The organism is Streptomyces sp. M41, assembly GCF_043673425.1.
In the GTDB taxonomy this organism is placed as follows: Bacteria; Actinomycetota; Actinomycetes; order Streptomycetales; family Streptomycetaceae; genus Streptomyces.
Genome location: NZ_JBIMKE010000026.1, coordinates 89,344 through 115,207, shown reverse-complemented (window position 1 = coordinate 115,207; position 25,864 = coordinate 89,344). Strand labels below are relative to the sequence as shown.

The 25,864-nt window shown below is 71.5% G+C and carries 18 protein-coding genes; 9 read left to right on the top strand and 9 right to left on the bottom strand.

Going from position 1 to position 25,864, the window contains the following annotated elements; translation table 11 throughout:
- Nucleotides 1–290 precede the first annotated feature (290 nt).
- From ACHBTE_RS27365 to ACHBTE_RS27355, 3 genes are all read left to right on the top strand, one after another.
- A complete protein-coding gene (locus tag ACHBTE_RS27365) occupies nucleotides 291–944 on the top strand; it encodes a TetR/AcrR family transcriptional regulator (protein WP_394726771.1) in 654 nt (217 codons plus the stop codon).
- 10 nt (nucleotides 945–954) lie between these two features.
- A complete protein-coding gene (locus tag ACHBTE_RS27360; RefSeq protein WP_394726770.1) occupies nucleotides 955–1,257 on the top strand; it encodes a hypothetical protein in 303 nt (100 codons plus the stop codon).
- Nucleotides 1,258–1,359: 102 nt separating this feature from the next.
- Nucleotides 1,360–2,490 (top strand): NlpC/P60 family protein, encoded by a 1,131-nt coding sequence (locus tag ACHBTE_RS27355; RefSeq protein ID WP_394726769.1) that lies wholly within the window; start codon nucleotides 1,360–1,362, stop codon nucleotides 2,488–2,490.
- On the opposite strand, the gene ACHBTE_RS27350 is transcribed toward ACHBTE_RS27355, so the two are convergent.
- From ACHBTE_RS27350 to ACHBTE_RS27330, 5 genes are read right to left on the bottom strand one after another with little or no spacing between them, the layout of a single operon-like run.
- The gene (locus ACHBTE_RS27350; protein ID WP_394726768.1) at nucleotides 2,408–3,661 is read right to left on the bottom strand and encodes a styrene monooxygenase/indole monooxygenase family protein; all 1,254 of its coding nucleotides are present in this window, start codon (nucleotides 3,659–3,661) and stop codon (nucleotides 2,408–2,410) included. The two genes, ACHBTE_RS27355 and ACHBTE_RS27350, sit on opposite strands and share 83 nt — an antisense overlap.
- A 13-nt stretch (nucleotides 3,662–3,674) precedes the next feature.
- Nucleotides 3,675–4,322: an ATP/GTP-binding protein gene (locus tag ACHBTE_RS27345; protein WP_394726767.1), complete on the bottom strand. Its 648-nt coding sequence runs from the start codon at nucleotides 4,320–4,322 to the stop codon at nucleotides 3,675–3,677.
- Nucleotides 4,303–4,740, bottom strand: coding sequence for a DUF742 domain-containing protein (locus ACHBTE_RS27340; RefSeq protein WP_394726766.1), 438 nt, complete (start codon nucleotides 4,738–4,740; stop codon nucleotides 4,303–4,305). The genes ACHBTE_RS27345 and ACHBTE_RS27340 overlap by 20 nt, the downstream gene beginning before the upstream one ends.
- Nucleotides 4,737–5,240 (bottom strand): roadblock/LC7 domain-containing protein, encoded by a 504-nt coding sequence (locus tag ACHBTE_RS27335; protein WP_394726765.1) that lies wholly within the window; start codon nucleotides 5,238–5,240, stop codon nucleotides 4,737–4,739. The genes ACHBTE_RS27340 and ACHBTE_RS27335 overlap by 4 nt, the downstream gene beginning before the upstream one ends.
- Nucleotides 5,237–8,110: a nitrate- and nitrite sensing domain-containing protein gene (locus ACHBTE_RS27330; protein ID WP_394726764.1), complete on the bottom strand. Its 2,874-nt coding sequence runs from the start codon at nucleotides 8,108–8,110 to the stop codon at nucleotides 5,237–5,239. Before ACHBTE_RS27330 ends, ACHBTE_RS27335 begins: the two co-directional genes overlap by 4 nt.
- 406 nt (nucleotides 8,111–8,516) lie before the next feature.
- Between ACHBTE_RS27330 and ACHBTE_RS27325 the strand changes: the two genes are divergently transcribed.
- Nucleotides 8,517–9,305, top strand: coding sequence for a protein phosphatase 2C domain-containing protein (locus ACHBTE_RS27325; protein WP_394726763.1), 789 nt, complete (start codon nucleotides 8,517–8,519; stop codon nucleotides 9,303–9,305).
- Nucleotides 9,306–9,323: 18 nt separating this feature from the next.
- On the opposite strand, the gene ACHBTE_RS27320 is transcribed toward ACHBTE_RS27325, so the two are convergent.
- Nucleotides 9,324–9,818 (bottom strand): MarR family winged helix-turn-helix transcriptional regulator, encoded by a 495-nt coding sequence (locus tag ACHBTE_RS27320; protein WP_394726762.1) that lies wholly within the window; start codon nucleotides 9,816–9,818, stop codon nucleotides 9,324–9,326.
- 300 nt (nucleotides 9,819–10,118) lie between these two features.
- On the opposite strand from ACHBTE_RS27320, the gene ACHBTE_RS27315 reads away from it, so the two are divergent.
- Nucleotides 10,119–10,898: a lysozyme gene (locus ACHBTE_RS27315; RefSeq protein WP_394726780.1), complete on the top strand. Its 780-nt coding sequence runs from the start codon at nucleotides 10,119–10,121 to the stop codon at nucleotides 10,896–10,898.
- 115 nt (nucleotides 10,899–11,013) lie between these two features.
- On the opposite strand, the gene lon is transcribed toward ACHBTE_RS27315, so the two are convergent.
- A complete protein-coding gene (gene lon / locus ACHBTE_RS27310; protein ID WP_394726761.1) occupies nucleotides 11,014–13,428 on the bottom strand; it encodes an endopeptidase La in 2,415 nt (804 codons plus the stop codon).
- A gap of 169 nt (nucleotides 13,429–13,597) precedes the next feature.
- On the opposite strand from lon, the gene ACHBTE_RS27305 reads away from it, so the two are divergent.
- From ACHBTE_RS27305 to ACHBTE_RS27290, 4 genes are all read left to right on the top strand, one after another.
- Nucleotides 13,598–14,275, top strand: a complete 678-nt coding sequence (locus ACHBTE_RS27305; protein ID WP_394726760.1) for a spermidine synthase — start codon at nucleotides 13,598–13,600, stop codon at nucleotides 14,273–14,275.
- Nucleotides 14,276–14,407: 132 nt separating this feature from the next.
- Nucleotides 14,408–15,145: a response regulator transcription factor gene (locus tag ACHBTE_RS27300; protein WP_394726759.1), complete on the top strand. Its 738-nt coding sequence runs from the start codon at nucleotides 14,408–14,410 to the stop codon at nucleotides 15,143–15,145.
- The gene (locus ACHBTE_RS27295) at nucleotides 15,142–16,248 is read left to right on the top strand and encodes a sensor histidine kinase (RefSeq protein ID WP_394726758.1); all 1,107 of its coding nucleotides are present in this window, start codon (nucleotides 15,142–15,144) and stop codon (nucleotides 16,246–16,248) included. Before ACHBTE_RS27300 ends, ACHBTE_RS27295 begins: the two co-directional genes overlap by 4 nt.
- A gap of 282 nt (nucleotides 16,249–16,530) precedes the next feature.
- On the top strand, nucleotides 16,531–20,337 hold the full coding sequence (locus ACHBTE_RS27290) for a multifunctional oxoglutarate decarboxylase/oxoglutarate dehydrogenase thiamine pyrophosphate-binding subunit/dihydrolipoyllysine-residue succinyltransferase subunit (RefSeq protein WP_394726757.1): 3,807 nt from the start codon (nucleotides 16,531–16,533) through the stop codon (nucleotides 20,335–20,337).
- 81 nt (nucleotides 20,338–20,418) lie between these two features.
- Here ACHBTE_RS27290 and ACHBTE_RS27285 read toward each other — a convergent pair whose 3' ends face one another.
- On the bottom strand, nucleotides 20,419–24,756 hold the full coding sequence (locus tag ACHBTE_RS27285; protein ID WP_394726756.1) for an SAV_2336 N-terminal domain-related protein: 4,338 nt from the start codon (nucleotides 24,754–24,756) through the stop codon (nucleotides 20,419–20,421).
- Between the two features lie 23 nt (nucleotides 24,757–24,779).
- Nucleotides 24,780–25,832: an AAA family ATPase gene (locus tag ACHBTE_RS27280; RefSeq protein WP_394726779.1), complete on the bottom strand. Its 1,053-nt coding sequence runs from the start codon at nucleotides 25,830–25,832 to the stop codon at nucleotides 24,780–24,782.
- Nucleotides 25,833–25,864 lie beyond the last annotated feature (32 nt).

Below are 25,864 nucleotides of genomic sequence, written 5' to 3'. Positions count from 1 at the left end.
CCCCCCCCCCCCCCCCCCCCCCCCCCCCCCCCCCCCCCCCCCCCCCCCCCCCCCCCCCCCCCCCCCCCCCCCGACCCCAACCCACCCGCAAGCGCTACACGCACCCCCACCAAGGCGCCACAGGCCGCCGCAGGCATATCGGCGAACCCCCACCGGCCCGAACCCGCAACGCTGCCGCAGGCGACGCGCACCCCCACCCAGGAGCCACAGGCCGCCGCAGGCACCACCGCGAACCCCAGGCGCACCGCACGCCCCACCACCGCCGTGACCACCCGACTACCCTGCTGGTCATGACGTCCTCGGCCCCCACTCCCGCCTACCGCCGCCTGAGCGTCGAGGAGCGCCGCAGCCAACTCCTCAACGCCGCCCTCACCCTCTTCGCCCACCACACCCCCGAGGACGTCTCCCTGGACGACGTGGCCGAAGCGGCCGGCGTCTCCCGCCCCCTGGTGTACCGCTACTTCCCCGGCGGCAAGCAACAGCTCTACGAGGCCGCCCTGCGCTCGGCCGCCGATGAACTCCAGCACTGCTTCGCCGAACCCCACGAGGGCCCCCTCCTGGACCGTCTCACCAGGGCCCTGACCCGCTACCTCGCCTTCGTCGACGAGCACGACACCGGCTTCAGCGCCCTCCTCCAGGGCGGCAGCGTCGTGGAGACGTCCCGCACCACGGCCATAGTGGACGGAGTCCGCCGCGCCGCCGCCGACCACATCCTCAGCCACCTGGAGGTCACCGACCCCGGCCTCCGCCTGCGCATGACGGTCCGGATGTGGATCACCGCGGTCGAGGCGGCGTCCCTGATCTGGCTCGACGAGGACAAACAGCCCCCCGTGGAGGAACTCCGCGACTGGCTGGTCGAGCAGTTCACCGCGGCGCTCGCGGTCACCGCCACCCGCGACCCCCAGACCGCCGAGCTGGCCGAGAAGCTCGCGGCGGATGGCTGACACTGGTCCCGTGAAGAGCGAAGACACCCCGTTCGAGGGCGGCCCCATGGACGGCCGCGTCCTGCCCGTACTCCTCGGCATCACCGGACACCCGCCCAAGACGTACCGTATCCCCGTCCCGGACCCGAGCGGCGGCGAGCCCACCGTCCTCGTCTATCGTCGCGTACCCCGCACCCCGGGCGCCCGCATGGGCCTCAGCGCACGCTGGAAGTACGAGTACGCCCCGGAGGGCGCCCCCGCCCGCCGTCTGAACTGGCCGTGGTCCAAGCCAGACGCCACGCCGAGCAGCAAGCCGGACGACTCGAACGAATGATCCCGATGCGCCGAACCGCGCACACCCACCGAGCGGACGACGACCGATCGCCCGATGCTCGCGGTGCGGAGCAGAGAGTCTCTCCGCACCGGAGGTGATGACATGTCAGGACGGCTGCTGCGCCTGGCGTGCACGGCGGCGGCATCGGCCGCGACCGCTGCCGGCACGATCCTCGCACCGGCGGCGGCACCGGCGGCGGCTGCCCCGGAGCCGCAGGAACGGCCCGTGGCCGAGCTGCTGACGGACCTTCAGCGGCTGTACCGGCAGACCGAACAGGCCACGGAGACCTACAACGCCACCGAGGACAAGCTGAAGAAGCAGCGCGAAGAGGTGGCCCGCCTGGACGCCGCCCTCGCCCGTGCCCGGCTGTCCCTGCACGACAGCCGGGGCGCGGCCGGCCGCCTGGCCCGCCAGCAGTACCAGAATGTCAGCGACCTCTCCCCGTACGTCCGCCTGCTCCTGGCCCGCGACCCGCAGCACGCCCTGGACCAGGGCCATGTCATCGGCCGGCTGGCACGCGAGCGCGCCGAGACGGTAGGCCGGCTGACCGGCAGCGAACGCAGGGCCGACGAGCTCGCCCACCAGGCCCGCAAGGCGCTGGACGAGCAACTCGCCCTGGCCGAACGGCAGAAGAAGGACAAGGAGGCCGTGCACAAGCGTCTGAAGAAGGTGGAGGAACTCCTGGCCTCACTGACCGCCGACCAGCTCACGGCCCTGGCCGAACTGGAGAAGCGGGGCGTCGCGCAGGCTCAGCGGGCGTTCATCGCGTCCGGCGCCCTGACCACGGACGACCACAAGCCCTCCCGCAAGGCGCACCGGGCGATCCGCTACGCGAAGAAGCAGCTCGGCAAGCCGTACAAGTGGGGCGCCGAGGGCCCGAAGTCCTACGACTGCTCGGGCCTCACCTCCGAGGCATGGGCGCACGCAGGCACCCCGATCCCCCGCACCAGCCAGGAACAGTGGGCGCGGCTCGCACACATCCCGCTGACCGAACTGCGCCCCGGCGACCTGGTGATCTACTTCCCGGACGCCACCCATGTGGCCATGTACCTCGGCAAGGGCAAGGTGGTCCAGGCCCCACGCCCCGGGGAGAAGATCAAGATCTCCCCGATCGCGTCGAACCCGGTCCTGGGCGCCGTACGCCCCGAGATCAAGCCCCCGAAACCTCCGCGAGATACGCCCGGGTCCGATCCGGCTCATAGAAGTAGGTCTCGAAGTCTGCCGGGTCGTTGAACCCGTTGGCGAACCGGTCGGCGACCGGCTGGAGCTGCCCCGCCGCGCCGACCAGCTCGAGGACGTGCTCCGGCGGCGGCGCCAACATGGCGTTCGTCCACTTGGTGACGTGCTGGGCGGTGGCCCAGTACCGGTCGAAGGTGGCCCGCATCCACTCCTCGTCGAACGGCTTGTCGCCCTGCTCGACGATCGAGGCGAGGTAGGCGGCGGCGCACTTGGACGCGGAGTTGGAGCCCTGGCCGGTGATGGGGTCGTTCGCCACGACGACGTCCGCCACGCCGAGCACGAGTCCGCCGCCGGGGAGGCGGCCGACGGGGTTGCGGACGGTGGGGGCGTACCGCCCGGCGAGCGTGCCGCCCGCGTCGGTCAGCTCGACCTTGGTGGCCCGCGCGTACTCCCAGGGGACGTACCGCTCCATGAGTTCCAGGGTCAGGGAGAGGTGCTCGGCCGGGTCCTTGACGCCGTTGAAGGCGTCGAGCGGGCCACCGGGTATGCCTTCCCAGAACAGGATGTCGGCGCGGCCCGAGGTGGTCAGGGTGGGCATGACGAACAGCTCGCCGACGCCCGGCACGAGGTTGCAGCGGACCCCTTCGGTGTCCGGGTGCTCGGGACGCGGGCCGAGGCCGTGGACGTACGACACGGCCAGGGCACGCTGCGGCTCGCTGTAGGGGGACCGCTCCGCGTCCCGGCCGAACATCTGGACGAGCTCGCCCTTGCCCGCCGCGACCAGCACCAGGTCGTAGGTGCGGGAGAAGTAGTCGAGGTCGCCGACGGCCGCGCCGTGGATGACGAGCTGCCCGCCGCGCTGGGCGAACGTCTCCATCCAGCCGGCCATCTTCACCCGCTGGTCGACGGACTGGGCGTACCCGTCGAGCCGGCCCAGCCAGTCGATCGCGCGCGCGGCGGGGCCCTCGGCCCAGGAGCCGGGGGCGGCGACCGAGACACCGAGTCCTTCGATCTTCGGGGCCTGGGACTCCCAGAAGTTCAGCTGGAGATCACGCTCGTGCTGGAGGGCCGTGTGGAACATGCACTGCGTGGACATGACCCGACCGGTGCGGATCTCGTCCGCGGTCCGGTTCGACATCAGGGTGACCTCGTACCCCTGCGACTGGAGGCCGAGAGCGATCTGGAGCCCGGACTGACCGGCTCCGACGACGAGTATCTTCCGCATGCGGGGCTGTCTCCTACTCGGGGGTTTCGTCGAGCGCGTGGCCCACGAGGGCCAGGAGGGTCTCGATCACGGAGATCCGGCGACGCGCGTCCATGATCATGACAGGTATGTGGCGCGGGATGGTCAGGGCCTCCCGCACGTCCTCCGGCTCGAACAGATCGCTGCCGTCGAAGTGGTTGACCGCGACGACGTACGGCAGGCCGCAGCTCTCGAAGTAGTCCAGCGCCGGGAAGCAGTCCTTCAGTCGGCGGGTGTCGGCCAGCACCACGGCACCGATCGCGCCGCGCACGATGTCGTCCCACATGAACCAGAACCGCTGCTGGCCCGGCGTGCCGAACAGATAGAGCACCAGGTCGTCGTCGAGCGTGATGCGCCCGAAGTCCATGGCGACGGTCGTGGTGGTCTTGCCTGGCGTGCCGGTGAGGTCGTCGGTGGCCTCGCTCGCCTCGGTCATCAGCGCCTCGGTCTGCAGCGGCGTGATCTCCGAGACCGCGGTGACCAGCGTCGTCTTGCCGACGCCGAAGCCACCGGCCACGACTATCTTCGTGGCGACGGGCGCGCGGGTGCGGTCCGTCTGCCAGGACCTCAGGTTCTCGTCGGGCGGGACGAACGGGGTGGCGCCGCCCACGGAGGGGGCGGCGTCAGAGACGACGGAGTCCACTCAGCACCCTTTCCAGCAGAGCGCGGTCCGGACGGCCCGTGCCGTGACCGGTTCCGGTGCCGTACACACGGATCTTTCCCTGGTCCGCGAGATCGCTCAGGAGCACGCGGACCACGCCGAGCGGCATCTTCAGCAGCGCGGCGATCTCTGCCACCGTGCGCATACGGCGGCACAGTTCGACGATGGCCCGCATCTCCGGCATGACCCGGGTGGCGAGGGAGCCCGTCGTCAGCTCCTTGCGCTCCTCGGCGGCCTCCAGGGCGGCCGTGCTGCCGACGAAGGTCTCGACGAGCAGCACATGGCCGAAGCGGGTACGGCCGCCGGTGAGCGAGTAGGGGCGCACCCGGGCGGGTTTGCGGTCGCCGCCGCGGGTGGGGAGGTGGGGTTTGGTGGGCGGCTTCTTCTGGATGTTGCTCATCGGGTACTCCCTGCCGACGGGGTCTCGAGGGATTTCCGTAGCTCGCTGCGCAGTTCCGGGGTGAGGACATGGCCGGCGCGGCCGACGAAGAGGGCCATGTGGTAGGCCACCACGCTCATGTCGCAGTCCGCGGAGCCGTGCACGCCGAGCAACGAACCGTCGCTGATGGACATCACGAAGAGGCTGCCCTCGTCCATCGCGACCATCGTGTGCTTGACCCCGCCGAACTCCATCAGCCGGGCGGCGCCGATGGTGAGGCTGCCGATGCCGGAGACGACGGTGGCGAGGTCCGCGGAGGATCCGCGGGGGCCGGTCGGACGGTCGGTCCTGGCCGCGCGGGCGGCGGAGTTGCGGGCGTGGTCGGAGGAGAGCAGAAGCAGTCCGTCGGAGGAGACCACTGCGACCGACTGGATGCCCGGCACCTCCTCGACCAGATTCGTCAACAACCAGTGCAGGTTGCGGGCTTCACTGCTCAGTCCGAAGGTACTGGGCGCGGTCAACTGCTTGCCTCCTCGACTGTGCCCCCCGTGGCTGCTTCGGATTCCGTGCTCGGTGTGGTGCTCCGGCCGGTCTGTTCGGCGATCTCGGCTCGTACGTCGCGGTATCCGGCCTCCGCCCCCCGGCGGAAGCCCCCCAGCCTCCGGCGCAGGGCTTCGGCGTCGACACCACCGGTGCGCTGGCGCGGGGCCGGGGCGGGGGCGGTGATCTTCGGCGTGCGCTTGGGGAGGCCCTTGTCGGTGAGCTGGTCCTCGTCCGGGGTGCGGGTGTGTTCCGCGCCGGCCCCGGCCGCTGCTTCGTCAGGTGCGGGTGGCCCTTGCCGGGTGTCCTCACCGTCGGCGACCGCGGGTTCATGGGTCACGTGCTCCCCGGTCGGCTGCGCAGGGATCAGGAGCTCCATCGTGGTCTCGGCAGGATGCTCCCGCCCACGCTCAGGCTCCGGATCGACCGACACGACCTCCTCGGCCCCGCCGGCCTCCTCTACGGAGTCCTCCGCGCCCTCGGTTTCCGGTACGGAGTCCTCCGCGTCCTCGGATTCCCGTACGGGCGCGTCGGAGTCCCCGGCGTCCCGTACGGGCGCGTCGGCGTCCTCGGTCCCCCGGGCCGCCGCCTGCTCGGCGAGGGCCACCAGGGGGTCAGTGCTCTTCGCCCGGCCGTGCAGGACGTTGGAGTTGGCCTCCGCGTCGGCGCCGGGGAGGGAGAAGGTGTGGGTGCCGGTGTGGTGCGGGGACTGGGCGGGCACCGCGGCCGTGGGCGCCGCCGCCAGCAGGCTCTTGGGCAGTACGGCGACCGCCGCGACGCCGCCCTGCTTCTGCTCGCGGAGCTGCACGCGGACGCCGTGCCGGTGGGCGAGCCGGGCGACGACGTAGAGGCCGAGACCGAGGCCCTCGTCGCCCTCCTGGTCGTAGGTGGCCTCGGGGTCGAAGTCGGAGAGGCGGGAGTTGAGACGCGCCAGGCGCTCCTCGGTCATGCCGATGCCCTCGTCCTGGACGGAGAGCATGACCTCGCCGTTCTCCAGCAGCCAGCCGGAGACCTCGACGGGCAGGTCGGGCGGGGAGAACGAGGTGGCGTTCTCCATCAGTTCGGCCAGCAGGTGGGAGAGGTCGTCGGCGGCGAACCCGGCCACGTGCGCGTGCGGCGGAAGCGCGGCGATGCGGACGCGTTCGTACCGCTCGATCTCGCTGACCGCCGCGCGGACGACGTCGACGAGCGGCACCGGCCCGGCGTGCTGCTGGACGTGCTCGGTGCCGGCGAGGACGAGCAGGTTCTCGCTGTGCCGGCGCATGACCGTGGCGAAGTGGTCGAGCTTGAACAGGGTCGCCAGGCGATCCGGGTCCTGCTCGCGCTCCTCCAGGCCCTCGATGACGGCCAGTTGCCGCTCGACCAGGCCGAGGGTGCGCAGCGCGAGGTTCACGAAGGTGCCGCCGATGCTGCCCCGCAGCCGCTCCAGCTGGGCGGCGGAGTCGGCGAGTTCGGCGCGCAGCTGCTCGCGGGCGTCCGCCATCTTCTGGCGCTGGCCGACGAGGTGCTTGCGGTCGGCCTCCAGGGTGCCGATGCGCTCGTGCAGGGCGGCGGCGTGCGCGTGCAGGGCGTTGACCGAGTCAACGACCTGGGCGAACTCGTCCTTGCGGCCGGTGAACTTGACCGGCTCCTCGGCCGCCGGGTCCTCGGCCCGGGCGAGCCGGGCGGAGCCGAGCCGCAGCACGGCGAGCGGGCGGGTGAGGCTGCGGGCCATGCCGGTGGCGACTCCGACGGCGAGCAGCATCAGGGCGCCGAGGATCGCGATCCGGATCTCCAGCGCGGTGACGTCGTCGTCGCGGAGCTCTTCGAGGGCCTTGGTGCGGCGGTCGTACAGGGCGGACTCGGCGCCGCGCATCAGGTCGACGCGGGCGGAGAGGGCGGCCTCGGCGCGCCGGAGGTCGGTGGCCAGGTCCCGGTCGGAGAAGGCGGGCTGGTCGGTGAGGGCCGCCAGGTACTTCGCGGCGCTGTTGACCTCGGGGCCGGTGACCGTGGAGTCGTAGGACGCCCGTGCGGTCTTGGGGGCGGTGTCGCGGAAGTCGGAGAGGGCCGCGTCGGAGCGCACCCGGGCCTGCTGGGCGGCGGCGCTGAGCAGGGCGCGCTGCTTCGCGCCGGCGGCCGAGGAGGTCTTCTGCGTGGTCGCGACGCCGGTGAGCGGGTCGATGACCGTCTCGGTCGTGGTCGGCACGCTGAGGGCGGCGAGCAGCAGCCCGCGGGTGGCGGCGGCCTGCTGGACGGCGGAGTCCAGCTCTGCCAGGGCGTGTCCGCCGGCACCGGCGCGGGGCGGCAGCTGCTCCGCCAGCCGCTCGGCGAGCCGGTGGAGTTCGGTGATGGTGGCGGAGTAGGCGCCGTGTGCTTCCAGCGCCGTGCTCTTGCCGGTGAGCGCGGCCCTGCGCACGGCCGCGATGCCGTCGAGGTCGTCGCGCAGCGAGGCGGGGGCGTCGGAATCGGCCCGCAGCTCCTCGACCTGCCGGTCGACGCGGGCGCTGCGCTGCTCGCTGGGCGCCTTGGCCTTGGGCCGGCCGGCGGCGATGTAGGAGGTGACCTCGTCGCGCTCGTCGGCCAGGGAGTGCGCGAGCGTGAGCGCGTTCTCGGTCTGCTCGCCGAGGGTCACCAGTTCCTGGGAGTCGTGCAGTTGCCCGGAGGCGGCGACGACCGAGGGCACACCGGCGCCGGCGATGGCGGCGGCCACGACGGCGACGGCGACGATCAGCCGGTTCCGTACGTGTGTGGGGCGCCCCTTGCCGGCGGGTGCCGCGTCGGTCGTGGTGCCGGGAGTGGGCTGCGTGGCCCCTGCGGAGGCCGACTGCTTGCCTGAGCGACGAGGCCGCATCTTGTGCACCGGTGCTCGCATTCCTGACTCGTGATACCCATGGGTCCGGATGACGCTCCGTCAACTACGGCTGACCTCGCGTCCATCCCTCCCCCAAGCTCTCGACATTGCTCGAGCAGGGGGTGCCCTCACCGGTCCCCGACCCTCCCAGTGCCGGTGGGCAACGGTCGCGCATCACCTGACCCGCCACCCGAAGGAGTGAACCCCGGAGGGGAGTTGGCGGGCAAGTTCCTCCGGCGTGTGCACGGGCTCCGTACGGCGGGCCGGTTGGACGTCTGCGGCAGGCGATGGCAGGATTCGCCGCCACGCCTCCCAGGAGGCGACCATTCCGCCCCAAATCCGGCGCCTGACCAGCGTGACCGCGCCCTTTCGGCGACCGATGCAGGCCACCGGCGAACGTTGTGAAGGGCTCGTGCAGACTGGCCGGATGCGAACCCAGCTTGTTTCGGAACCCGGCGATCCGGCCCGCCCCAACGAGGACTTCGCGAGCGTCGCGCTGCCCGCCTCGGGACAGGGCGGCGTACTGGTGGTCCTGGACGGGGTGACACCGCCGAGAGGCGAGACCGGCTGCCTGCATTCCGTCCCCTGGTTCACCGCACGGCTCGGCGGAGCGCTGACCGAACTGACCGTTTCACTCCCGGATGTTCCTCTCACCGAGGCCCTGACCCGCGCCATCGCGCGTACCGCGGAGTTCCACGCCGAGACCTGTGACCTTTCTCACCCGCGCACTCCCCAGGCAACCGTGGCGCTCGCCCGGTGGTCGCCGGCGTCGGTGGAGTACCTGGTCCTGTCCGACTCGGCGCTCCTGGTGGAGTCGCCCGACGGCACCGTCACCCCGCACCTGGACGACCGCCTGACCCTCCTGCCGCGCGCCTCCCTCGCCACGGACGCACTGATCGACGCGGAGATCCGCAACAAGGAGGGCGGCTTCTTCACGGCCGCCGCGGATCCGTCGGTGGCGGCCCGGGCGGTGACAGGGACACTGCCCCGCGCGGAGGTACGAGCACTGGCCGCCCTCACGGACGGGGCGACCCGTTGGGTGGAGAAGTTCCACGAGGGCGACTGGGCGGACTGCTTCGGCTTCGTACGAAAGGAGGGGGCCCGGGCCCTGATCGACCGCGTCCGGGAACTGGAGGCCGCGGACACCGAGGAGCGAACGTTCCTGGGACGCAGCAAGACGCACGACGACGCGACGGTGGTGTTCGCGGAGCTGTGAGCCGCGCGAAGCGTGGTCCTACCTCTCCATCCCCCGGTTCAGCTGATTGAGCAACCGCGCCAGTTCCGCCACCTCGCCCCGGTCCCAGTGGGAGAGCTGTTCGACGTATCGTGCCCGCCGGGCCTCGCGGACCTTGGCGACCCGGCCGCGGCCCTCTTCCGTGAGGTGCACCAGCCAGGCCCGTCCGTCGGCGGGGTCGGGTTCGCGGGCGACCAGGCCCAGGTCCTCCAGGGCGCGCAGCTGGCGGGACATCGTGGCCTTGCCGACGCCGATGTAGGCGGCGAGCTCGGTCGCCCGCTGCCGGCCGCACTCACCCAGTCGTACCAGCAGCCCGTAGGCGGCGGACTCCAGGTCGGGGTGGACCTCGCGGGCCATCTCGCCCTGCTTGGCCCTCGCGCGCCGCAGGAGCACGGTCAACTCGCGCTCCAGGTCGAGGAACTCGGGCTGGTCCATGCCACCACCGGACGCGCCGGTTCCGACACCACGCCCGTCGCCGTTCCCGTTGTCGTGCACGTCAGCCCCTGCCTTGAGTTTCCCGGTCCGGAAAGTTCCGCCGGCCGCCGTCATTGCCCCCGCTCCGCCAGTATTTCGCAGGCCTGGACCAGTGGCAGCCTTCGGACCCCTTCCACACCCCCTCCACCTGCCGTTCTGCCCGCCCGGCGTCGGCACCGGCCACCTTGACCGGCATGTGCGCGCCACGCCCTGCGCCTGAGCCGCGGCGGGCCGGCTCGACGAGCACCACCGAGCCTTCGGAGGCACGCTGTGCCCGTGCCCAGACCCGAACCGCTCCGCCCCCGGCGCCCGCACCTCGCCGTGCTCGCGCTCGCCGCCGCCCTCGCTCTCCTGCTCGCCACCCAGACCTCCCCCGCCGGTGCCGAGGACACCCCGCCCCGCGGCTCCGCCCACATGGGCATGGGCGTCGCGGAGCACGACGGTGTGCACGGCCATCCGGCCGGAACCAAGGCCGCCCAGACCGAAGGCGTGGACGTCTCCAGCCACCAGGGAGACGTCGCCTGGCCGACCCTGTGGAACAGCGGGGTCAGATGGGCCTATGTGAAGGCCAGCGAGGGGACGTACTACACGAATCCGTACTTCGCCCAGCAGTACAACGGCTCCTACGACATCGGCATGATCCGCGGCGCCTATCACTTCGCGACCCCGGACACCTCCGATGGCGCAACCCAGGCCGACTATTTCGTCGACCACGGCGGCGGGTGGTCCCGTGACGGCAAGACCCTGCCGGGCGCCCTCGACATCGAGTGGAACCCGTACGGCGACGCCTGCTACGGCAAGACGCCGAGCGCGATGGTCACCTGGATCCGTGACTTCCTGACCCGCTACAAGGCCCGCACCGGCCGCGACGCCGTCGTCTACACGGCGACCAGCTGGTGGACCCAGTGCACCGGCAACCACGACGGCTTCGCCGCCGCCAACCCGCTGTGGATCGCCCGGTACGCGGCGACGGTGGGACAACTCCCGGCGGGCTGGAGCTACTACACGATGTGGCAGTACACGTCCTCCGGGCCGACGGTCGGCGACCACAACCGGTTCAACGGAGCCATCGACCGGGTCCAGGCCCTGGCCAACGGCTGATCCGCCGCCGTACCGCATCCGTCGTGATCCGCCGTGATCCGTCGTGATCTGTCGTACGGCGAGGGCCCGGCCTCCCGTGCGGGAGATCCGGGCCCTGCCTGTCCGGCCGCGTCCGTCACGCCGCGACCGGAACCTCGGGGGCCGCGCCGTCGGTGGCCGGCGACAGGGCCAGTTCCAGGACCTGGCGGACATCGGTCACGGCGTGGACGTCGAGCTTGTCCAGCACCTCGGCCGGGACGTCGTCCAGGTCGGGCTCGTTGCGCTTGGGGATGATCACCGTGGTGACCCCCGCCCGGTGGGCCGCGAGCAGCTTCTGCTTCACACCGCCGATCGGCAGGACCCGGCCGGTCAGCGAGACCTCACCGGTCATCGCCACGTCGGTGCGGACCAGCCGGCCCGACAGCAGTGACGCCAGGGCCGTCGTCATCGTGATGCCGGCGCTCGGGCCGTCCTTCGGCACCGCGCCCGCCGGGAAGTGGATGTGCACACCCCGGTCCTTGATGTCCGCGACCGGCAGTTCGAGTTCGGCGCCGTGGGAGCGGAGGAAGGACAGGGCGATCTGGGCGCTCTCCTTCATCACGTCCCCCAGCTGACCCGTCAGCGTCAGGCCCGCCGCACCCGTCTCCGGGTCGGCCAGCGATGCCTCCACGAACAGCACGTCGCCGCCCGCACCGGTCACGGCCAGGCCCGTCGCCACGCCCGGCACGGCCGTGCGGCGCTCGGCCGGGTCCTGCGCGGACTCGGGCACATGGTGCGGCCTGCCGATCAGCGCACGCAGGTCGCCGTCGGTCACGGTGAACGGCAGCTCGCGCTCGCCCAGTTCGTGCTGTGCCGCGACCTTGCGCAGCAGCCTCGCGATGGAGCGCTCCAGATTGCGCACGCCCGCCTCGCGCGTGTACTCGCCGGCGAGCCTGCGCAGGGCGCCCTCGTCGATGGTGACCTCGTCCTGGTCCAGCCCGGCCCGCTCCAGCTGGCGCGGGAGCAGATGGTCCCGGGCGATGACGACCTTCTCGTCCTCGGTGTAGCCGTCGAGGCGGACCAGTTCCATACGGTCGAGCAGGGCTTCCGGGATGGCTTCCAGGACGTTGGCCGTGGCGAGGAAGACCACGTCGCTCAGGTCCAGCTCCACCTCCAGGTAGTGATCCCGGAAGGTGTGGTTCTGCGCCGGGTCCAGGACCTCCAGCAGGGCCGCCGCCGGGTCGCCCCGGAAATCGGACCCCACCTTGTCGATCTCGTCGAGGAGGACGACCGGGTTCATCGAACCGGCCTCTTTGATCGCGCGCACGATCCGGCCGGGCAGCGCGCCGACGTAGGTACGCCGGTGGCCGCGGATCTCGGCCTCGTCCCGGACACCGCCGAGCGCGACCCGGACGAACTTGCGGCCCATGGCGTGCGCGACGGACTCGCCGAGCGAGGTCTTGCCGACGCCGGGCGGGCCGACCAGCGCGAGCACGGCACCGCCGCGCCGGCCGCCGACGACGCCGAGGCCGCGGTCGCCGCGGCGCTTGCGCACCGCCAGGTACTCGGTGATCCGCTCCTTCACGTCCTCCAGTCCGGCGTGCTCGGCGTCCAGCACGCCCTTGGCGCCCTGGATGTCGTAGGCGTCCTCGGTCCGTTCGTTCCACGGCAGTTCGAGGACGGTGTCAAGCCAGGTGCGGATCCAGGAGCCCTCCGGGGACTGGTCGCTGGACCGCTCCAGCTTGTCGACCTCCTTGAGCGCGGCCTCACGGACCTTCTCCGGCAGGTCGGCTGCCTCCACACGGGCGCGGTAGTCGTCGGACTCCTCGCCGTCCTGCTCGCCGTTCAGCTCGCGCAGCTCCTTGCGGACCGCCTCCAGCTGACGGCGGAGCAGGAACTCGCGCTGCTGCTTGTCGACGCCCTCCTGGACGTCCTTGGCGATGGTCTCGGCCACGTCCTGCTCGGCGAGATGGTCGCGCAGCTGCTGGGTGGCGAGCTTCAGGCGGGCGACCGGATCGGCCGTCTCCAGGAGCTCCACCTTCTGTTCGGTGGTCAGGAAGGGCGAGTAACCGGAGTTGTCGGCCAGCTGGGACACGTCGTCGATGGCCTGGACGCGGTCCACGACCTGCCAGGCGCCGCGCTTGCGCAGCCAGGCGGTGGCCAGGGCCTTGTACTCCTTGACCAGTTCGGCGACCTGTCCGGGCAACGGCTCGGGCGCGCCCTCGTCGACCCGGGTGCCCTCGACCCACAGCGCGGCGCCCGGCCCGGTGGTGCCGGCGCCGATCCGCACCCGGCCCCGTCCGCGGATCAGGGCGCCCGGGTCGCCGTCGGCGAGCCGGCCGACCTGCTCGACGGTGCCGAGCACACCGGTGCCGGCGTAGGTCCCGTCGATGCGTGGCACCAGCAGCACCCGTGGCTTGCCCGGCTGTGACCGGGCGGCGGCCTGCGCGGCCTCCACCGCGGCGCGCACATCGGCGTCGTTCAAGTCCAGCGGGACCACCATCCCGGGCAGTACGACCTCACCGTCGAGCGGCAGCACGGGCAGGGTGAGCGGTGTGGACGTCGAAGCCATGATCTCCCCTTCGGCAGTCAAGTTGAGTTATGCCGACTCAATGCACGGGAGGATCCGAATGTTCCCCGACCGCCGTTCGCTCTGAGCGATCACTGGCGGACACCCGGCGCTCTCCGCCGTCCCGGGTATTTCCCTCGGCCCGCCCGCACCGACCTGAAAGGATGACCGGATGCCCACTTCCTACGACACCCCGGAAGTACTGGACCGGCGCGAGGGCCCGCACGGCGAGGTCGTGCTGCGGCGGCACGGTGAGCTGCTCCAGATCATCGCGAACGGCTGCTTCCTGATGGACACCTCCGACGGGCGCTCGGAGCGGCTCCTCGTCGACGCGGCGCTCGACGCCCTGGACGGGCGGGCGCGGCCGGACGTGCTGATCGGCGGGCTCGGGGTCGGGTTCTCGCTCGCACACGCCACCGCTGACCCCCGCTGGGGACGGATCACGGTGGTGGAGCGCGAGCGCGCGATCATCGACTGGCATCTCGACGGGCCGTTGTCCGAATTCTCCGCCGATGCCCTCGCCGACCCGCGCACCCGGATTCTGGAATCCGATCTCGTGGCCCATGTACATGAGACTTCCGCCACGTATGACGCCCTGTGTCTCGACATCGACAACGGCCCCGGCTGGACCGTCACGGAGGGCAACGACAGCCTCTACTCACCGGCCGGACTGGCAGGCTGCGCAGGGGCGTTGAGACCGGGTGGAGTGCTGGCCGTATGGTCCGCCCAGCCCTCTCCGGAATTCGAAGAAACCTTGCGTAATGCCGGATTCCAGCAGGTGCGTACCGAAGAGATCCCCGTTGCCCGGGGCGTTCCGGACGTCGTCCACCTCGCCGTCCGACCTGGATAGCCGTGGCGCGGTGACTCCCCGTACTCTGCTTCTCTGACGCGGATCATTCAAGCGTCAATCGCAAGCATGCGCAGGCACAGCCAGTCAGAGGAATCACCCCCACGGATTCCGGAAAGCAACTTGGGGCGGGCGATGGAGCAGACACACACCTCCCACAACGGCACGGCGGCAACCCCTGGCGCACAGCGCCGGGTCCTCGTGGTCGAGGACGATTCGACCATCGTGGACGCCATCGCGGCCCGTCTGCGCGCCGAGGGGTTCCTCGTGCAGACCGCGGGCGACGGTCCGGCGGCGGTCGACACGGCCGAGGCGTGGCAGCCCGACCTGCTGATCCTCGACATCATGCTGCCGGGCTTCGACGGCCTGGAGGTGTGCCGCCGGGTGCAGGCCCAGCGGCCGGTGCCGGTGCTGATGCTGACGGCGCGGGACGACGAGACCGACATGCTGGTCGGGCTCGGCGTCGGCGCCGACGACTACATGACCAAGCCGTTCTCGATGCGGGAGCTGGCGGCGCGCGTGCATGTGCTGCTGCGCCGCGTCGAGCGGGCCGCGCTGGCCGCCACGACCCCGCGCTCGGGCATCATGCGGCTCGGTGAGCTGGAGATCGACCACGCGCAGCGGCGCGTGCGGGTGCGCAGTGAGGATGTTCACCTCACCCCCACCGAGTTCGATCTCCTGGTGTGCCTGGCGAACACCCCGCGCGCGGTGCTCTCCCGCGAGCAGCTGCTTGCCGAGGTGTGGGACTGGGCGGACGCCTCCGGCACGCGCACGGTCGACAGCCACATCAAGGCGCTCCGCCGGAAGATCGGCGCCGAGCGGATCCGTACGGTGCACGGCGTGGGCTACGCCCTGGAGACACCGACTCCATGAGCGACGGGCCGGCCGCGCCAAGACGCCCCGGGCAGCCCTGGGGCAGCGTCAGTCCGTTCTCGATCAAGACCAAGCTGGGCGCACTGGTCGTCATCGCGGTGCTGATCACGACAGGTCTGTCGATGATCGCGGTGCGCACCCAGACGGAGCTGCGCTTCATCACGGTCTTCTCGATGATCGCCACACTGCTCATTACGCAGTTCGTGGCCCATTCGCTCACCGCACCGCTGGACGAGATGAACGCGGTGGCCCGGTCCATCTCGCACGGCGACTACACCCGCCGGGTGCAGGACAACCGCCGCGACGAGCTGGGCGACCTCGCCGGCACGATCAACCTCATGGCCGACGAGCTGGAGGCCCAGGACCAGCAGCGCAAGGAGCTCGTGGCGAACGTCTCGCACGAGCTGCGCACCCCCATCGCGGGCCTGCGGGCCGTCCTGGAGAACGTGGTCGACGGCATCGCCGAGGCCGACCCCGAGACGATGCGCACGGCGCTGAAGCAGACCGAGCGCCTCGGCCGCCTCGTGGAGACCCTCCTGGACCTGTCCCGCCTGGACAACGGCGTCGTACCGCTGCGCATGCGGCGTTTCGAGGTGTGGCCCTATCTGTCGGGGGTGCTGAAGGAGGCCAACATGGTCGCCTCCGCGCGCGGGGGCATGGCGTCGGGCTCCGGGAGCCACACCCGCACGGACGTCCATCTGCATCTCGACGTCTCCCCGCCGGAGCTGACCGCGCACGCCGACCCCGAGCGCATCCACCAGGTCGTCGCCAACCTCATCGACAACGCGATCAAGCACAGCCCGCCGCACGGCCGGGTGACGGTCAAGGCGCGGCGCGGGGCCCAGCCGGAGTCGCTGGTGCTGGAGGTCCTGGACGAGGGTCCGGGCATTCCGAAGTCCGACTGGCACCGGGTGTTCGAGCGGTTCAACCGGGGGGCCGTCAGCCGGCCGCACGGACCGGGCAGCGACGGCGGTACGGGTCTGGGGCTGGCGATCGCGCGCTGGGCCGTCGATCTGCACGGCGGCCGGATCGGTGTGGCCGAATCCGAGCGGGGTTGCCGGATCCTGGTCACGCTTCCGGGGCAGCCTTCTTTGCCAAGTTGACGTAAAGTTCGAGGCGGAGCCACAAGATCCATGTGCGTCCGGGCTGACGGACACGTGTGATCAGGCACAGGCCCGCACCTTCGCAGTGCACGGGGCCTGCCGGGCCTTTCCCTGCTGCAGCGGAACCACGCTTGTTTCCCGCCATTTACAGGCCCGAAACACGGTTTCCGATGTGACTTACACGACGATGACCATGCCCGGCCTGACCTTCCCGGCCGGGGAGGCGTAGCCTTTATTCCCGCTGTCCATCACCTTGTGAAGCGGAAGAGGGCGGTTGCCGCCGTGTCGCCACAGTCCCCCAGTAACTCGAGCTCCCCCACCCTTCGGGCGGGTGGTACCCCCACGACCGACACCGACCAAGCGGGCAAGAACCCCGCGGCCGCGTTCGGTCCGAACGAGTGGCTCGTCGACGAGATCTATCAGCAGTACCTCCAGGACCCGAATTCGGTAGACCGCGCCTGGTGGGACTTCTTCGCCGACTACAAGCCGGGGGCGGCTGCCGCCTCGGCTCCGGCGGGTACCGCGGCCACGGGGGCCGCGGGCACCACCACGCCCCCGGCGGCGCCCGCCGCACCGGCCGCTCCCGCCGCTCCGTCGGTCCCCGCGCCGGCTCCCGCGGCCCCGAAGCCCGCCGCCGCGGCTCCGGCTCCCGCCCCGGCGAAGCCTGCCCCGGCCGCGAAGCCCGCTCAGCCGAAGAAGGCCGAGCCCGCCGCCGCTGCCGACGGTCCCGAGCTGGTGACGCTGCGCGGCCCCGCCGCCGCGGTCGCGAAGAACATGAACGCCTCGCTGGAGCTGCCCACGGCCACGTCCGTGCGCGCGGTGCCGGTGAAGCTGCTCTTCGACAACCGCATCGTCATCAACAACCACCTCAAGCGCGCCCGGGGCGGGAAGATCTCCTTCACGCACCTGATCGGCTACGCGATGGTGCAGGCCATCAAGGCCATGCCGGCGATGAATTACGCGTTCGGCGAGAAGGACGGCAAGCCGACGCTGATCAAGCCGGCCCACGTCAACCTCGGCCTCGCCATCGACCTGGTCAAGCCCAACGGCGACCGCCAGCTGGTCGTCGCGGCGATCAAGAAGGCCGAGACGCTGAACTTCTTCGAGTTCTGGCAGGCCTACGAGGACATCGTCCGCCGCGCCCGCGACGGCAAGCTGACGATGGACGACTTCACCGGCGTCACGGTCTCCCTGACCAACCCCGGTGGTCTCGGCACCGTCCACTCGGTGCCCCGCCTGATGCCCGGCCAGTCGGTCATCATGGGCGTCGGCTCCATGGACTACCCGGCGGAGTTCCAGGGCACCTCCCAGGACACCCTGAACAAGCTCGGCATCTCCAAGGTCATGACGCTCACGTCGACCTACGACCACCGGGTCATCCAGGGCGCCGCCTCCGGCGAGTTCCTGCGCCAGGTCGCGAACCTCCTGCTCGGCGAGAACAACTTCTACGACGAGATCTTCGAGGCGCTGCGCATCCCCTACGAGCCGGTCCGCTGGCTCAAGGACATCGACGCCTCCCACGACGACGACGTCACGAAGGCCGCCCGCGTCTTCGAGCTGATCCACTCCTACCGGGTCCGCGGCCACGTCATGGCCGACACCGACCCGCTGGAGTACCAGCAGCGCAAGCACCCCGACCTGGACATCACCGAGCACGGCCTCACGCTCTGGGACCTGGAGCGCGAGTTCGCCGTCGGCGGCTTCGCCGGCAAGTCGATGATGAAGCTGCGCGACATCCTCGGCGTCCTGCGCGACTCGTACTGCCGCACCACCGGCATCGAGTTCATGCACATCCAGGACCCGAAGCAGCGCAAGTGGATCCAGGACCGCGTCGAGCGCCCGCACACCAAGCCGGAGCGCGAGGAGCAGCTGCGCATCCTGCGCCGGCTGAACGCCGCGGAAGCCTTCGAGACCTTCCTGCAGACCAAGTACGTCGGCCAGAAGCGCTTCTCCCTGGAGGGCGGCGAGTCCGTCATCCCGCTGCTGGACGCCGTGCTGGACTCGGCCGCCGAGTCCCGCCTGGACGAGGTCGTCGTCGGCATGGCCCACCGCGGCCGGCTGAACGTCCTCGCCAACATCGTCGGCAAGTCGTACGCGCAGATCTTCCGCGAGTTCGAGGGCAACCTCGACCCGAAGTCGATGCACGGCTCCGGCGACGTGAAGTACCACCTGGGCGCCGAGGGCACCTTCACCGGCCTGGACGGCGAGCAGATCCGGGTGTCGCTGGTCGCGAACCCCTCGCACCTCGAGGCCGTCGACCCCGTCCTGGAAGGCGTCGCCCGCGCCAAGCAGGACATCATCGGCAAGGGCGGCACGGACTTCACGGTCCTGCCGGTGGCGATCCACGGCGACGCGGCCTTCGCGGGCCAGGGCGTGGTGGCCGAGACCCTGAACATGTCGCAGCTGCGCGGCTACCGCACCGGCGGCACGGTCCACATCGTCATCAACAACCAGGTCGGCTTCACGGCCGCCCCGGAGTCCTCCCGCTCGTCGATGTACGCGACGGACGTGGCGAGGATGATCGAGGCCCCGATCTTCCATGTGAACGGCGACGACCCGGAGGCCGTGGTCCGCGTGGCCCGCCTGGCCTTCGAGTTCCGTCAGGCGTTCAACAAGGACGTGGTGATCGACCTCATCTGCTACCGCCGCCGCGGTCACAACGAGTCGGACAACCCGGCCTTCACCCAGCCGCTGATGTACGACCTGATCGACAAGAAGCGCTCGGTGCGCAAGCTCTACACCGAGTCCCTGATCGGTCGTGGCGACATCACCCTGGAAGAGGCCGAGCAGGCGCTCCAGGACTACCAGGGCCAGCTGGAGAAGGTCTTCACGGAGGTCCGCGAGGCCACCTCGCAGCCGGCCGCCGCGGAGCCCTCCGACCCGCAGGCCGAGTTCCCGGTCGCCGTCAACACCCCGGTGACCACCGAGGTCGTCAAGCGGATCGCCGAGTCCCAGGTCAACATCCCCGACCACATCACCGTCCACCCGCGGCTGCTGCCACAGCTGCAGCGCCGGGCGTCGATGGTCGAGGACGGCACCATCGACTGGGGCATGGGCGAGACCCTCGCCATCGGCTCCCTGCTGCTGGAGGGCGTCCCGGTCCGGCTGGCCGGCCAGGACTCGCAGCGCGGCACCTTCGGCCAGCGGCACGCGGTCATCATCGACCGTGAGACGGGCGAGGAGTACACGCCGCTGCAGTACCTCTCCGAGGACCAGTCGCGGCTGAACGTCTACAACTCCCTGCTGTCCGAGTACGCGGCCATGGGCTTCGAGTACGGCTACTCCCTGGCCCGCCCGGACGCGCTCGTGATGTGGGAGGCGCAGTTCGGCGACTTCGTCAACGGCGCCCAGACGGTCGTGGACGAGTTCATCTCCTCCGCCGAGCAGAAGTGGGCCCAGACGTCCGGCGTCGTCCTGCTCCTGCCGCACGGCTACGAGGGCCAGGGCCCGGACCACTCGTCCGCCCGCCCGGAGCGGTTCCTCCAGCTGTGCGCGCAGAACAACATGACGGTCGCCATGCCGACGTCGCCGTCGAACTACTTCCACCTCCTGCGGTGGCAGGTGCACAACCCGCACCACAAGCCGCTGGTGGTCTTCACGCCGAAGTCGATGCTGCGTCTGAAGGCGGCGGCCTCGTCGGCGGAGGAGTTCACGACGGGCCAGTTCCAGCCGGTCATCGGCGACGCGTCGGTCGACCCGGCCGCCGTGAAGAAGGTCGTCTTCTGCGCCGGCAAGGTCTACTACGACCTGGAGGCCGAGCGGAAGAAGCGCGGCGTCACGGACACGGCGATCATCCGCATCGAGCGCCTGTACCCGCTGCCGGGTACCGAGCTCCAGGCCGAGATCGCCAAGTACCCGAACGCCGAGAAGTACCTGTGGGCCCAGGAGGAGCCGGCGAACCAGGGTGCCTGGCCGTTCATCGCGCTCAACCTGATCGACCACCTGGACCTGGCGGTCGGCGCCGACGTGCCGCACGGCGAGCGCCTGCGGCGCATCTCGCGTCCGCACGGCTCGTCCCCGGCCGTCGGTTCCGCGAAGCGGCACCAGGCCGAGCAGGAGCAGCTGGTGCGGGAGGTGTTCGAGGCGTGAGCCTCTGAACCCGCCTGTACGAGCTGTGCGAGCCTTACGAAGGGGCCCGCTTCCGGAGCATTCCGGGGGCGGGCCCCTTCGTCATGGGAGGTTCGGGGGGTCGTAGTGGATGACCAGGTGCCGCACCCAGGCCGCGTCGGGGTAGGGCTCGGCGCCGGCGTTGAGGATGCGCAGACGGGCCACGCGGCTGAGGAGTTCACCGGGTGAGGGTGCCCACTCGACCAGTTCCTCGGCCCGCTCGTGGAACTCGCCGCAGTCCTGGTGAAGTTCGGCACGACTCCAGAGGATGAGGGGGCAGCCGTGCCTCCATGCCTCGTGCAGCGCGGCCGGCTCATGCAGGCAGCCCACGACCACCGCGGACGGCGGAGCCTCCTCCAGGAGCACGCGGAGCAGCGTGCCGCTGGAGGCGGGTAGGCGGACCGGCCGCAGCGGGCCCTCCAGCAGGGCGTTCCAGCGTCGCAGCCAGGGGTCCGACGGGCGGCCCACGCGGTCTCGGGCGCGTACCACGACCGATCGCGGTGTCCCTCCCGGCGGTCCCGTCAGCTCGGCCACCGTCCGCTCCTCCCAGGGCGGCGCCCACACGAGTTCCGCGGGCAGGGAGAACATGACGTTGGTCCCGGTCTCGGCGATGCCGCAGTCGCGTACCGCGTCCATCAGCTGCCGGCCGAGGTCGTGCGGAACGCCCGCGTGGTGGTCGGCCTCGCCCTCGGAGAGGAGCACGCGCTCGTCGCCCCGTATCCGGGTGATGCTCCACAGATACCGCTCGCGTACCGGAAGCCGGGGCCAGACATCGACCAGAAGGCAGTCGTCCGAGAAGGGCATGACCCCACGCATCGACTCGAAGACGTCCACGACGGCCCGCTGGACCTCCTGGTCCCGGGTCCGGGCGGTCCGCGTGATCCAGGCCCGCAGCCCCACGAGCCCCGCATCCCAGGCCGACCCTCCGCGCGCCGCGAGCTCGGCCCATACGCGCGCCGCGTACGTCAGGGCGAGGTCCGCGGAGTCGCCCGGGTGCATCAACCCGACCCCGTCCCGCCAGCTGTACGGCGGATAGCGGTCGTCCCGGAGCTCACCGAGAAGTTCGACCACGATCTCGGGCCGCTCCGGCGGCGGGAGTTCGGCCAGGTGGCCGTACAGTTCCGTGCGCTCGGCGGGCGACAGCTTCCCGACGGTGAGCGATCGCCCGGCAAGCCATTCGTGCACCCCGGTCCACGTCATGTAGGAGCCGCGCTCCCGCAGCCGTCGTGCATGGTGACGATCATGCTCCCGCACGATGCCGTGCCACAGTTCGGCCCTCCCGGCCTGGCAGAGCATCCGCAGCAGCCCCACGCGTACGGCTGCCCCGCCCGCGTCGAGCCCCGGCCGGGTCACCACACCGACGACCGAACCGTGGACGGCGTCGACGAGCGGCCCGCCCCGGCTGTCGAGCGGTAGGGGCTCGCCCCCCGTCGTGAGGGCGTCCCGGCCCCGGGCGCTCCTGAGCGTCGTCGCGATCGACCGCGGATGCACGGCGTTCGACGCGCCCGTGGCCATGTACAGGGTCGCCGCGGTTCCGGGGGACACCTGAGGGAGGTCGCTCAGCCACAGGCAGTCGGGGTCGATCGCGTCCGGTACGTGCACGAGGGCCAGGTCACCGATCCGGTGGACCTGTTCGCCGCGGTAGGACTGGCCGTCCATCGTGATGACCTCGACGGAGGGGTGACGCCAGCGATCGACGAACGGCTCGCTGCTGACCGCCCAGCCCGGGGCGACGAAGAACCCGCTGGCGAGACCCCCTCCGGCCGTGTCATGGATGCGCACCAGCGCACGGCGTACGAGTTCCTCGCGGTCGGCCTCCGGCCTGGGCAGTTCCGCCTCTTCGACGGTCCTGATCCGCACGGACGGCATGATCTCCTCCCAGGCGGAGTCCCTGGTGGTGACCAGGACATGCCCTCCGCTGAACAGCCATTGCGAAGCGCCGTCGAGGTCGTCCCAGCCGTCGTGGACGATCAGCCAGCGGATGTTCGCGGAGCCAAGGTCCCGCAGCAGTGCTCCCAGGTGGCCGACCGGCGTCGGTGGCAGCAGCCCGAGGATGTCCGCGAATCGGCCTGCCTCCGCGAGACGTTCGGCTTCGTCGCGTCCCCGGATCCACCACACGAAGTCGTACTCGTCGGCGTGACGCCGTACGTACTCGGCGGCGGCATAGGACTTACCCCCGGACGGAGAGCCGATCAAGGCACAGGAGGCGACGGCGGCTTGGGGTCCGAGGACCGCTCGGAGCTGTTCGAACACATCCTCCCGGTAGACGTATCCGGGGGTGCGCTCGGGCAGGTCGCCGATGATCAGATGGGCGGGTCCCGGGTAGTCCGGCAGGGCCCGGCCGGGGGCGTAGGCGCCCTGATCGATGCCGAGCCGGCCCAGCAGCAGCCAGCGGGCGACACCCTCCGTCACGGCCGCCAGGGACACGTCGGGTGCCCGGACGGGCACGGCCGACGACGAGAGGCCGTCGCTGCGGACATCGAGGGTCAGGAGCCTGTCGAGCCGGCGCAGGCTCTCCCACGCTTCCGCGGAACCGTCCGTCCGGTCACCGAGCAGGAGCAGGACCTCGCGGTCGGCTCTGGGCCGTGCCCACACGGACGGTGTCAGGGAGAACACCACGTTCCCGCCGTCCCACGGCCGCAGGGTGACCTCGTGGCCACAGGCTCCCAGCACACTCGCCAGCCAGGTCGCCCACGGCAGGTCTCGCTCGTCGGACACCACAACGAACTTGCGCGGCCGCGCCGACCGCACCCCCGTGGGCCGCCCTCCATACCGCCCCACCACCAGTGCCGACACCTCGGCGAACGCCTTCGGCACCGTCTGCGCGTCCCCGGCCGTCGTGGGGTCCCCGGTGAGCTGTGCGAGCGCCAGCGCCGGGAAGTTGCGGGCCCGGCGCCCGAAGTGCCGCTCCACGTACGCGCCGCAGTGCTTGAGCAGGAGCAGCGCGTCTCCGCGTGGCAGCAGCCGGAGCAGTTCCTCGCGGACGCCGGGGACGAACTCGTACCAGCCGTCGTCGTCCCCGCGCCGCAGCAGGCCGCCGAGCAGGACTTCGGCCAGGACGGCCGGCCCGCTCCGGGGCAGCATCACGCGCTGGACGAGTTGCATGACGGGCAGGGCGAGGGGAACGGCGGAGAAGCAGACGGCGAGCGACACGGCCTGCCGGGAGGCGGTGCCCCGGAAGGCTTCGACGAGGGTTGTGGCGTCCGCCGCGGTCGCGGTCGTCCGGGGGGATCCGGCGGGGTGATCGGCCCGCACCCATGCCGCCGCCGCGGGCAGCGACAGCCCGGTGTTCCCCGACAGCAGCCGGGCCCACGCACCCAGCGCATGCCGCGCGGGCGCGAGCACCGGGACCGGAAGGGGGTGCGGCGGTGCCGGGAGGGTGTGCGCGGTTACGGCAAGGCGGTCCGCGGATACGACCAGGGGGTGCCCCGGCGTCGGCGGGGCGGGCGGCGCTCCGGTGGTGTCGTCGGGGCGGAACTCCAGCCGCGCTCCCAACCCTTCCCGACGCCTCAGCCGTCCGGGGAGGGCGGGCAGATGCGTACGCCGCCACATGCGCTGGGGCAGCGGCTGCACCACGGCGACGGGTGCCACCAGTCCCCAGTGGTGGAGCAGTCGCTGCATCCGTCCGGAGCGCCACAACGGACCCGCGCAGTCGCTGAGGACCAGGGTCAGTTGCCGTCCCGTGGGGTCGCGCAGTTGCTCGGCCGGCCGCAGGGTCCCGCAGCCCGGGTCCGGTGAAGTGCCGGCCAGCAGCCGCCCGTCGGCGCCCTCATGCACGTAGTGCGCCGGCACCTCACGGAACGCTCCTACGCCGGCACAGACCTGACGCAGCTCCTCGAGGGTGCTCTGCCAGACCACGGTCGAGGTCGAGACGTCCATGAGCAGGCGCAGTCGTGCCTCGCGCCGTGTCCCGGCCCGCATGACCGGGAGCAACAGCCCGCTCTCCGCCGCCCGTTCCGCGGTCGCCTGCTCGTCGAGGCGGTCGGGGGCGGTGCGCACGGGCGGGCGGTAGTGCTGGAGCGGACGCAGGGCGCGCTGGAGAGGGAGCGGGTTCGGGAGGGTCGGGGCGACGGGGGCCCGGACCGGGGTGGAGCCGGCGTGCGGGTCGGCGGCCCGAGCCGAGCCGGGGGCCGTGGGAGGGCGGGCGTGCAGGTGAGCCCGACCGGGCGGGTCGAGCGGCGTCGGCTCCGGGCGGGGTGGTGCCGGGCTGTCCGCGGACGGGGATGCCGGTTGCCGCTGATCTCCCGCGACGGGCGGTTCGGCCGGCTGCCGCGAGCGGTCCGGCTCCGCACGGCCCAGGTGCTGGGCGAGCCACAGCGCCTCGGCCATCTCGCGCGCCGAGGGTTCGACGCCCAGCGCACCGCGCAGCCTGTGGACCAGCGCGCCCACGTGCCCGCTCATGGGCTCGCCGCGCTCCCCCGGCATCAGCGTGTTCCGTGGTCGCCCTGGTCGAGCGGGCGCATCAGCAGCTCTGCGAGCCGTCGGCGGTCGGGTTCGCTGTCCCGTACGGCCTGCTGGGTGAGGTAGATGGCGTTGAGCAGCTGGTCGGCGGCGCGCAGTGAGCCGGGGCTCGACTGGAGGAAGTCCCGGATGAGGGCGTCGTGAGCGGGCCGGTCCGCATCGCCGAAGTGTGCGCGGACCATGGCCTCCAGGCGGGCCGCTCCGGACTCGTCGTTCCGCGGCGAGGGCAGGTCGAGATGGAGGCACCGGCGCAACAGCGGTGCGGGGAAGTCGCGTTCGCCGTTGCTGGTCATCACGACGACGGGAAAGGACCGGCACCGTACGCGGCCTTCCTGGACCGGGGCGCGTGTGCCGTCGTCGGTGAGGACGTCCGCCCGCGGCTGGCGGCGCGCGATCCGCTGGAGTTCGGTGATGAGGAATTCGCCCTCCTCCAGCGCGTTCAGAAGGTCGTTGGGCAGGTCGATGTCGCTCTTGTCGAGCTCGTCCACGAGCAGGACGCGCGGGCGGTCGTATGGCAGCAGAGCGGTGCCCAGCGGGCCGAGTCTCAGGTACTCGCCGATGTCCTCGGCGTACGGTTCACCGCGCTCACCGCGCCGGCCGTGTTCGCCGCGCTCCTTGGCGAGTTGCATGTCCTGGAGTCGGGCGATCGCATCGTAGGTGTAGAGGCCCTCGCGCAGTGTCGAGCGGCTCACGATGGGCCAGTGCAGCACGCGTCCGAGGTCCAGTTCGTGGGCGAGGGAGTGGGCGAGCGTGGACTTGCCGGAACCCGGGTCGCCGGTGACGAGGAGGGGGCGGCGCAGATACAGCGCGGCGTTGATCAGCTCCAGTTCCTCCTGCCGCCAGGCGATGCCGCGCCGGCCGCGGGTCCCGAGGCGCCGGGTGGACTCGGTGCCCAGGGGCGGTGCCGGGACGACCGCCGGCCCGCCGTCGAAGTCCCGCCACGGCGGCGGTGCGGGCAGTTGGGAGATGCCGTCGTGCGGCTCACCGGTACCCCGGTAGACGAACCAGTCGGGGATGGTCACGCGGTCTCCTTCGGGCCGGGGACGGG

Coding starts and splice junctions, on each gene's coding strand:
- ACHBTE_RS27325 (WP_394726763.1), top strand. CDS start 8,517: ATGCGAACCCAGCTTGTTTCGGAACCCGGCGATCCGGCCCGCCCCAAC.
- ACHBTE_RS27350 (WP_394726768.1), bottom strand. CDS start 3,661: ATGCGGAAGATACTCGTCGTCGGAGCCGGTCAGTCCGGGCTCCAGATC.
- ACHBTE_RS27355 (WP_394726769.1), top strand. CDS start 1,360: ATGTCAGGACGGCTGCTGCGCCTGGCGTGCACGGCGGCGGCATCGGCC.
- ACHBTE_RS27305 (WP_394726760.1), top strand. CDS start 13,598: ATGCCCACTTCCTACGACACCCCGGAAGTACTGGACCGGCGCGAGGGC.
- ACHBTE_RS27295 (WP_394726758.1), top strand. CDS start 15,142: ATGAGCGACGGGCCGGCCGCGCCAAGACGCCCCGGGCAGCCCTGGGGC.
- ACHBTE_RS27365 (WP_394726771.1), top strand. CDS start 291: ATGACGTCCTCGGCCCCCACTCCCGCCTACCGCCGCCTGAGCGTCGAG.
- ACHBTE_RS27285 (WP_394726756.1), bottom strand. CDS start 24,756: ATGAGCGGGCACGTGGGCGCGCTGGTCCACAGGCTGCGCGGTGCGCTG.
- ACHBTE_RS27300 (WP_394726759.1), top strand. CDS start 14,408: ATGGAGCAGACACACACCTCCCACAACGGCACGGCGGCAACCCCTGGC.
- ACHBTE_RS27330 (WP_394726764.1), bottom strand. CDS start 8,110: ATGCGAGCACCGGTGCACAAGATGCGGCCTCGTCGCTCAGGCAAGCAG.
- lon (WP_394726761.1), bottom strand. CDS start 13,428: ATGGCTTCGACGTCCACACCGCTCACCCTGCCCGTGCTGCCGCTCGAC.
- ACHBTE_RS27340 (WP_394726766.1), bottom strand. CDS start 4,740: ATGAGCAACATCCAGAAGAAGCCGCCCACCAAACCCCACCTCCCCACC.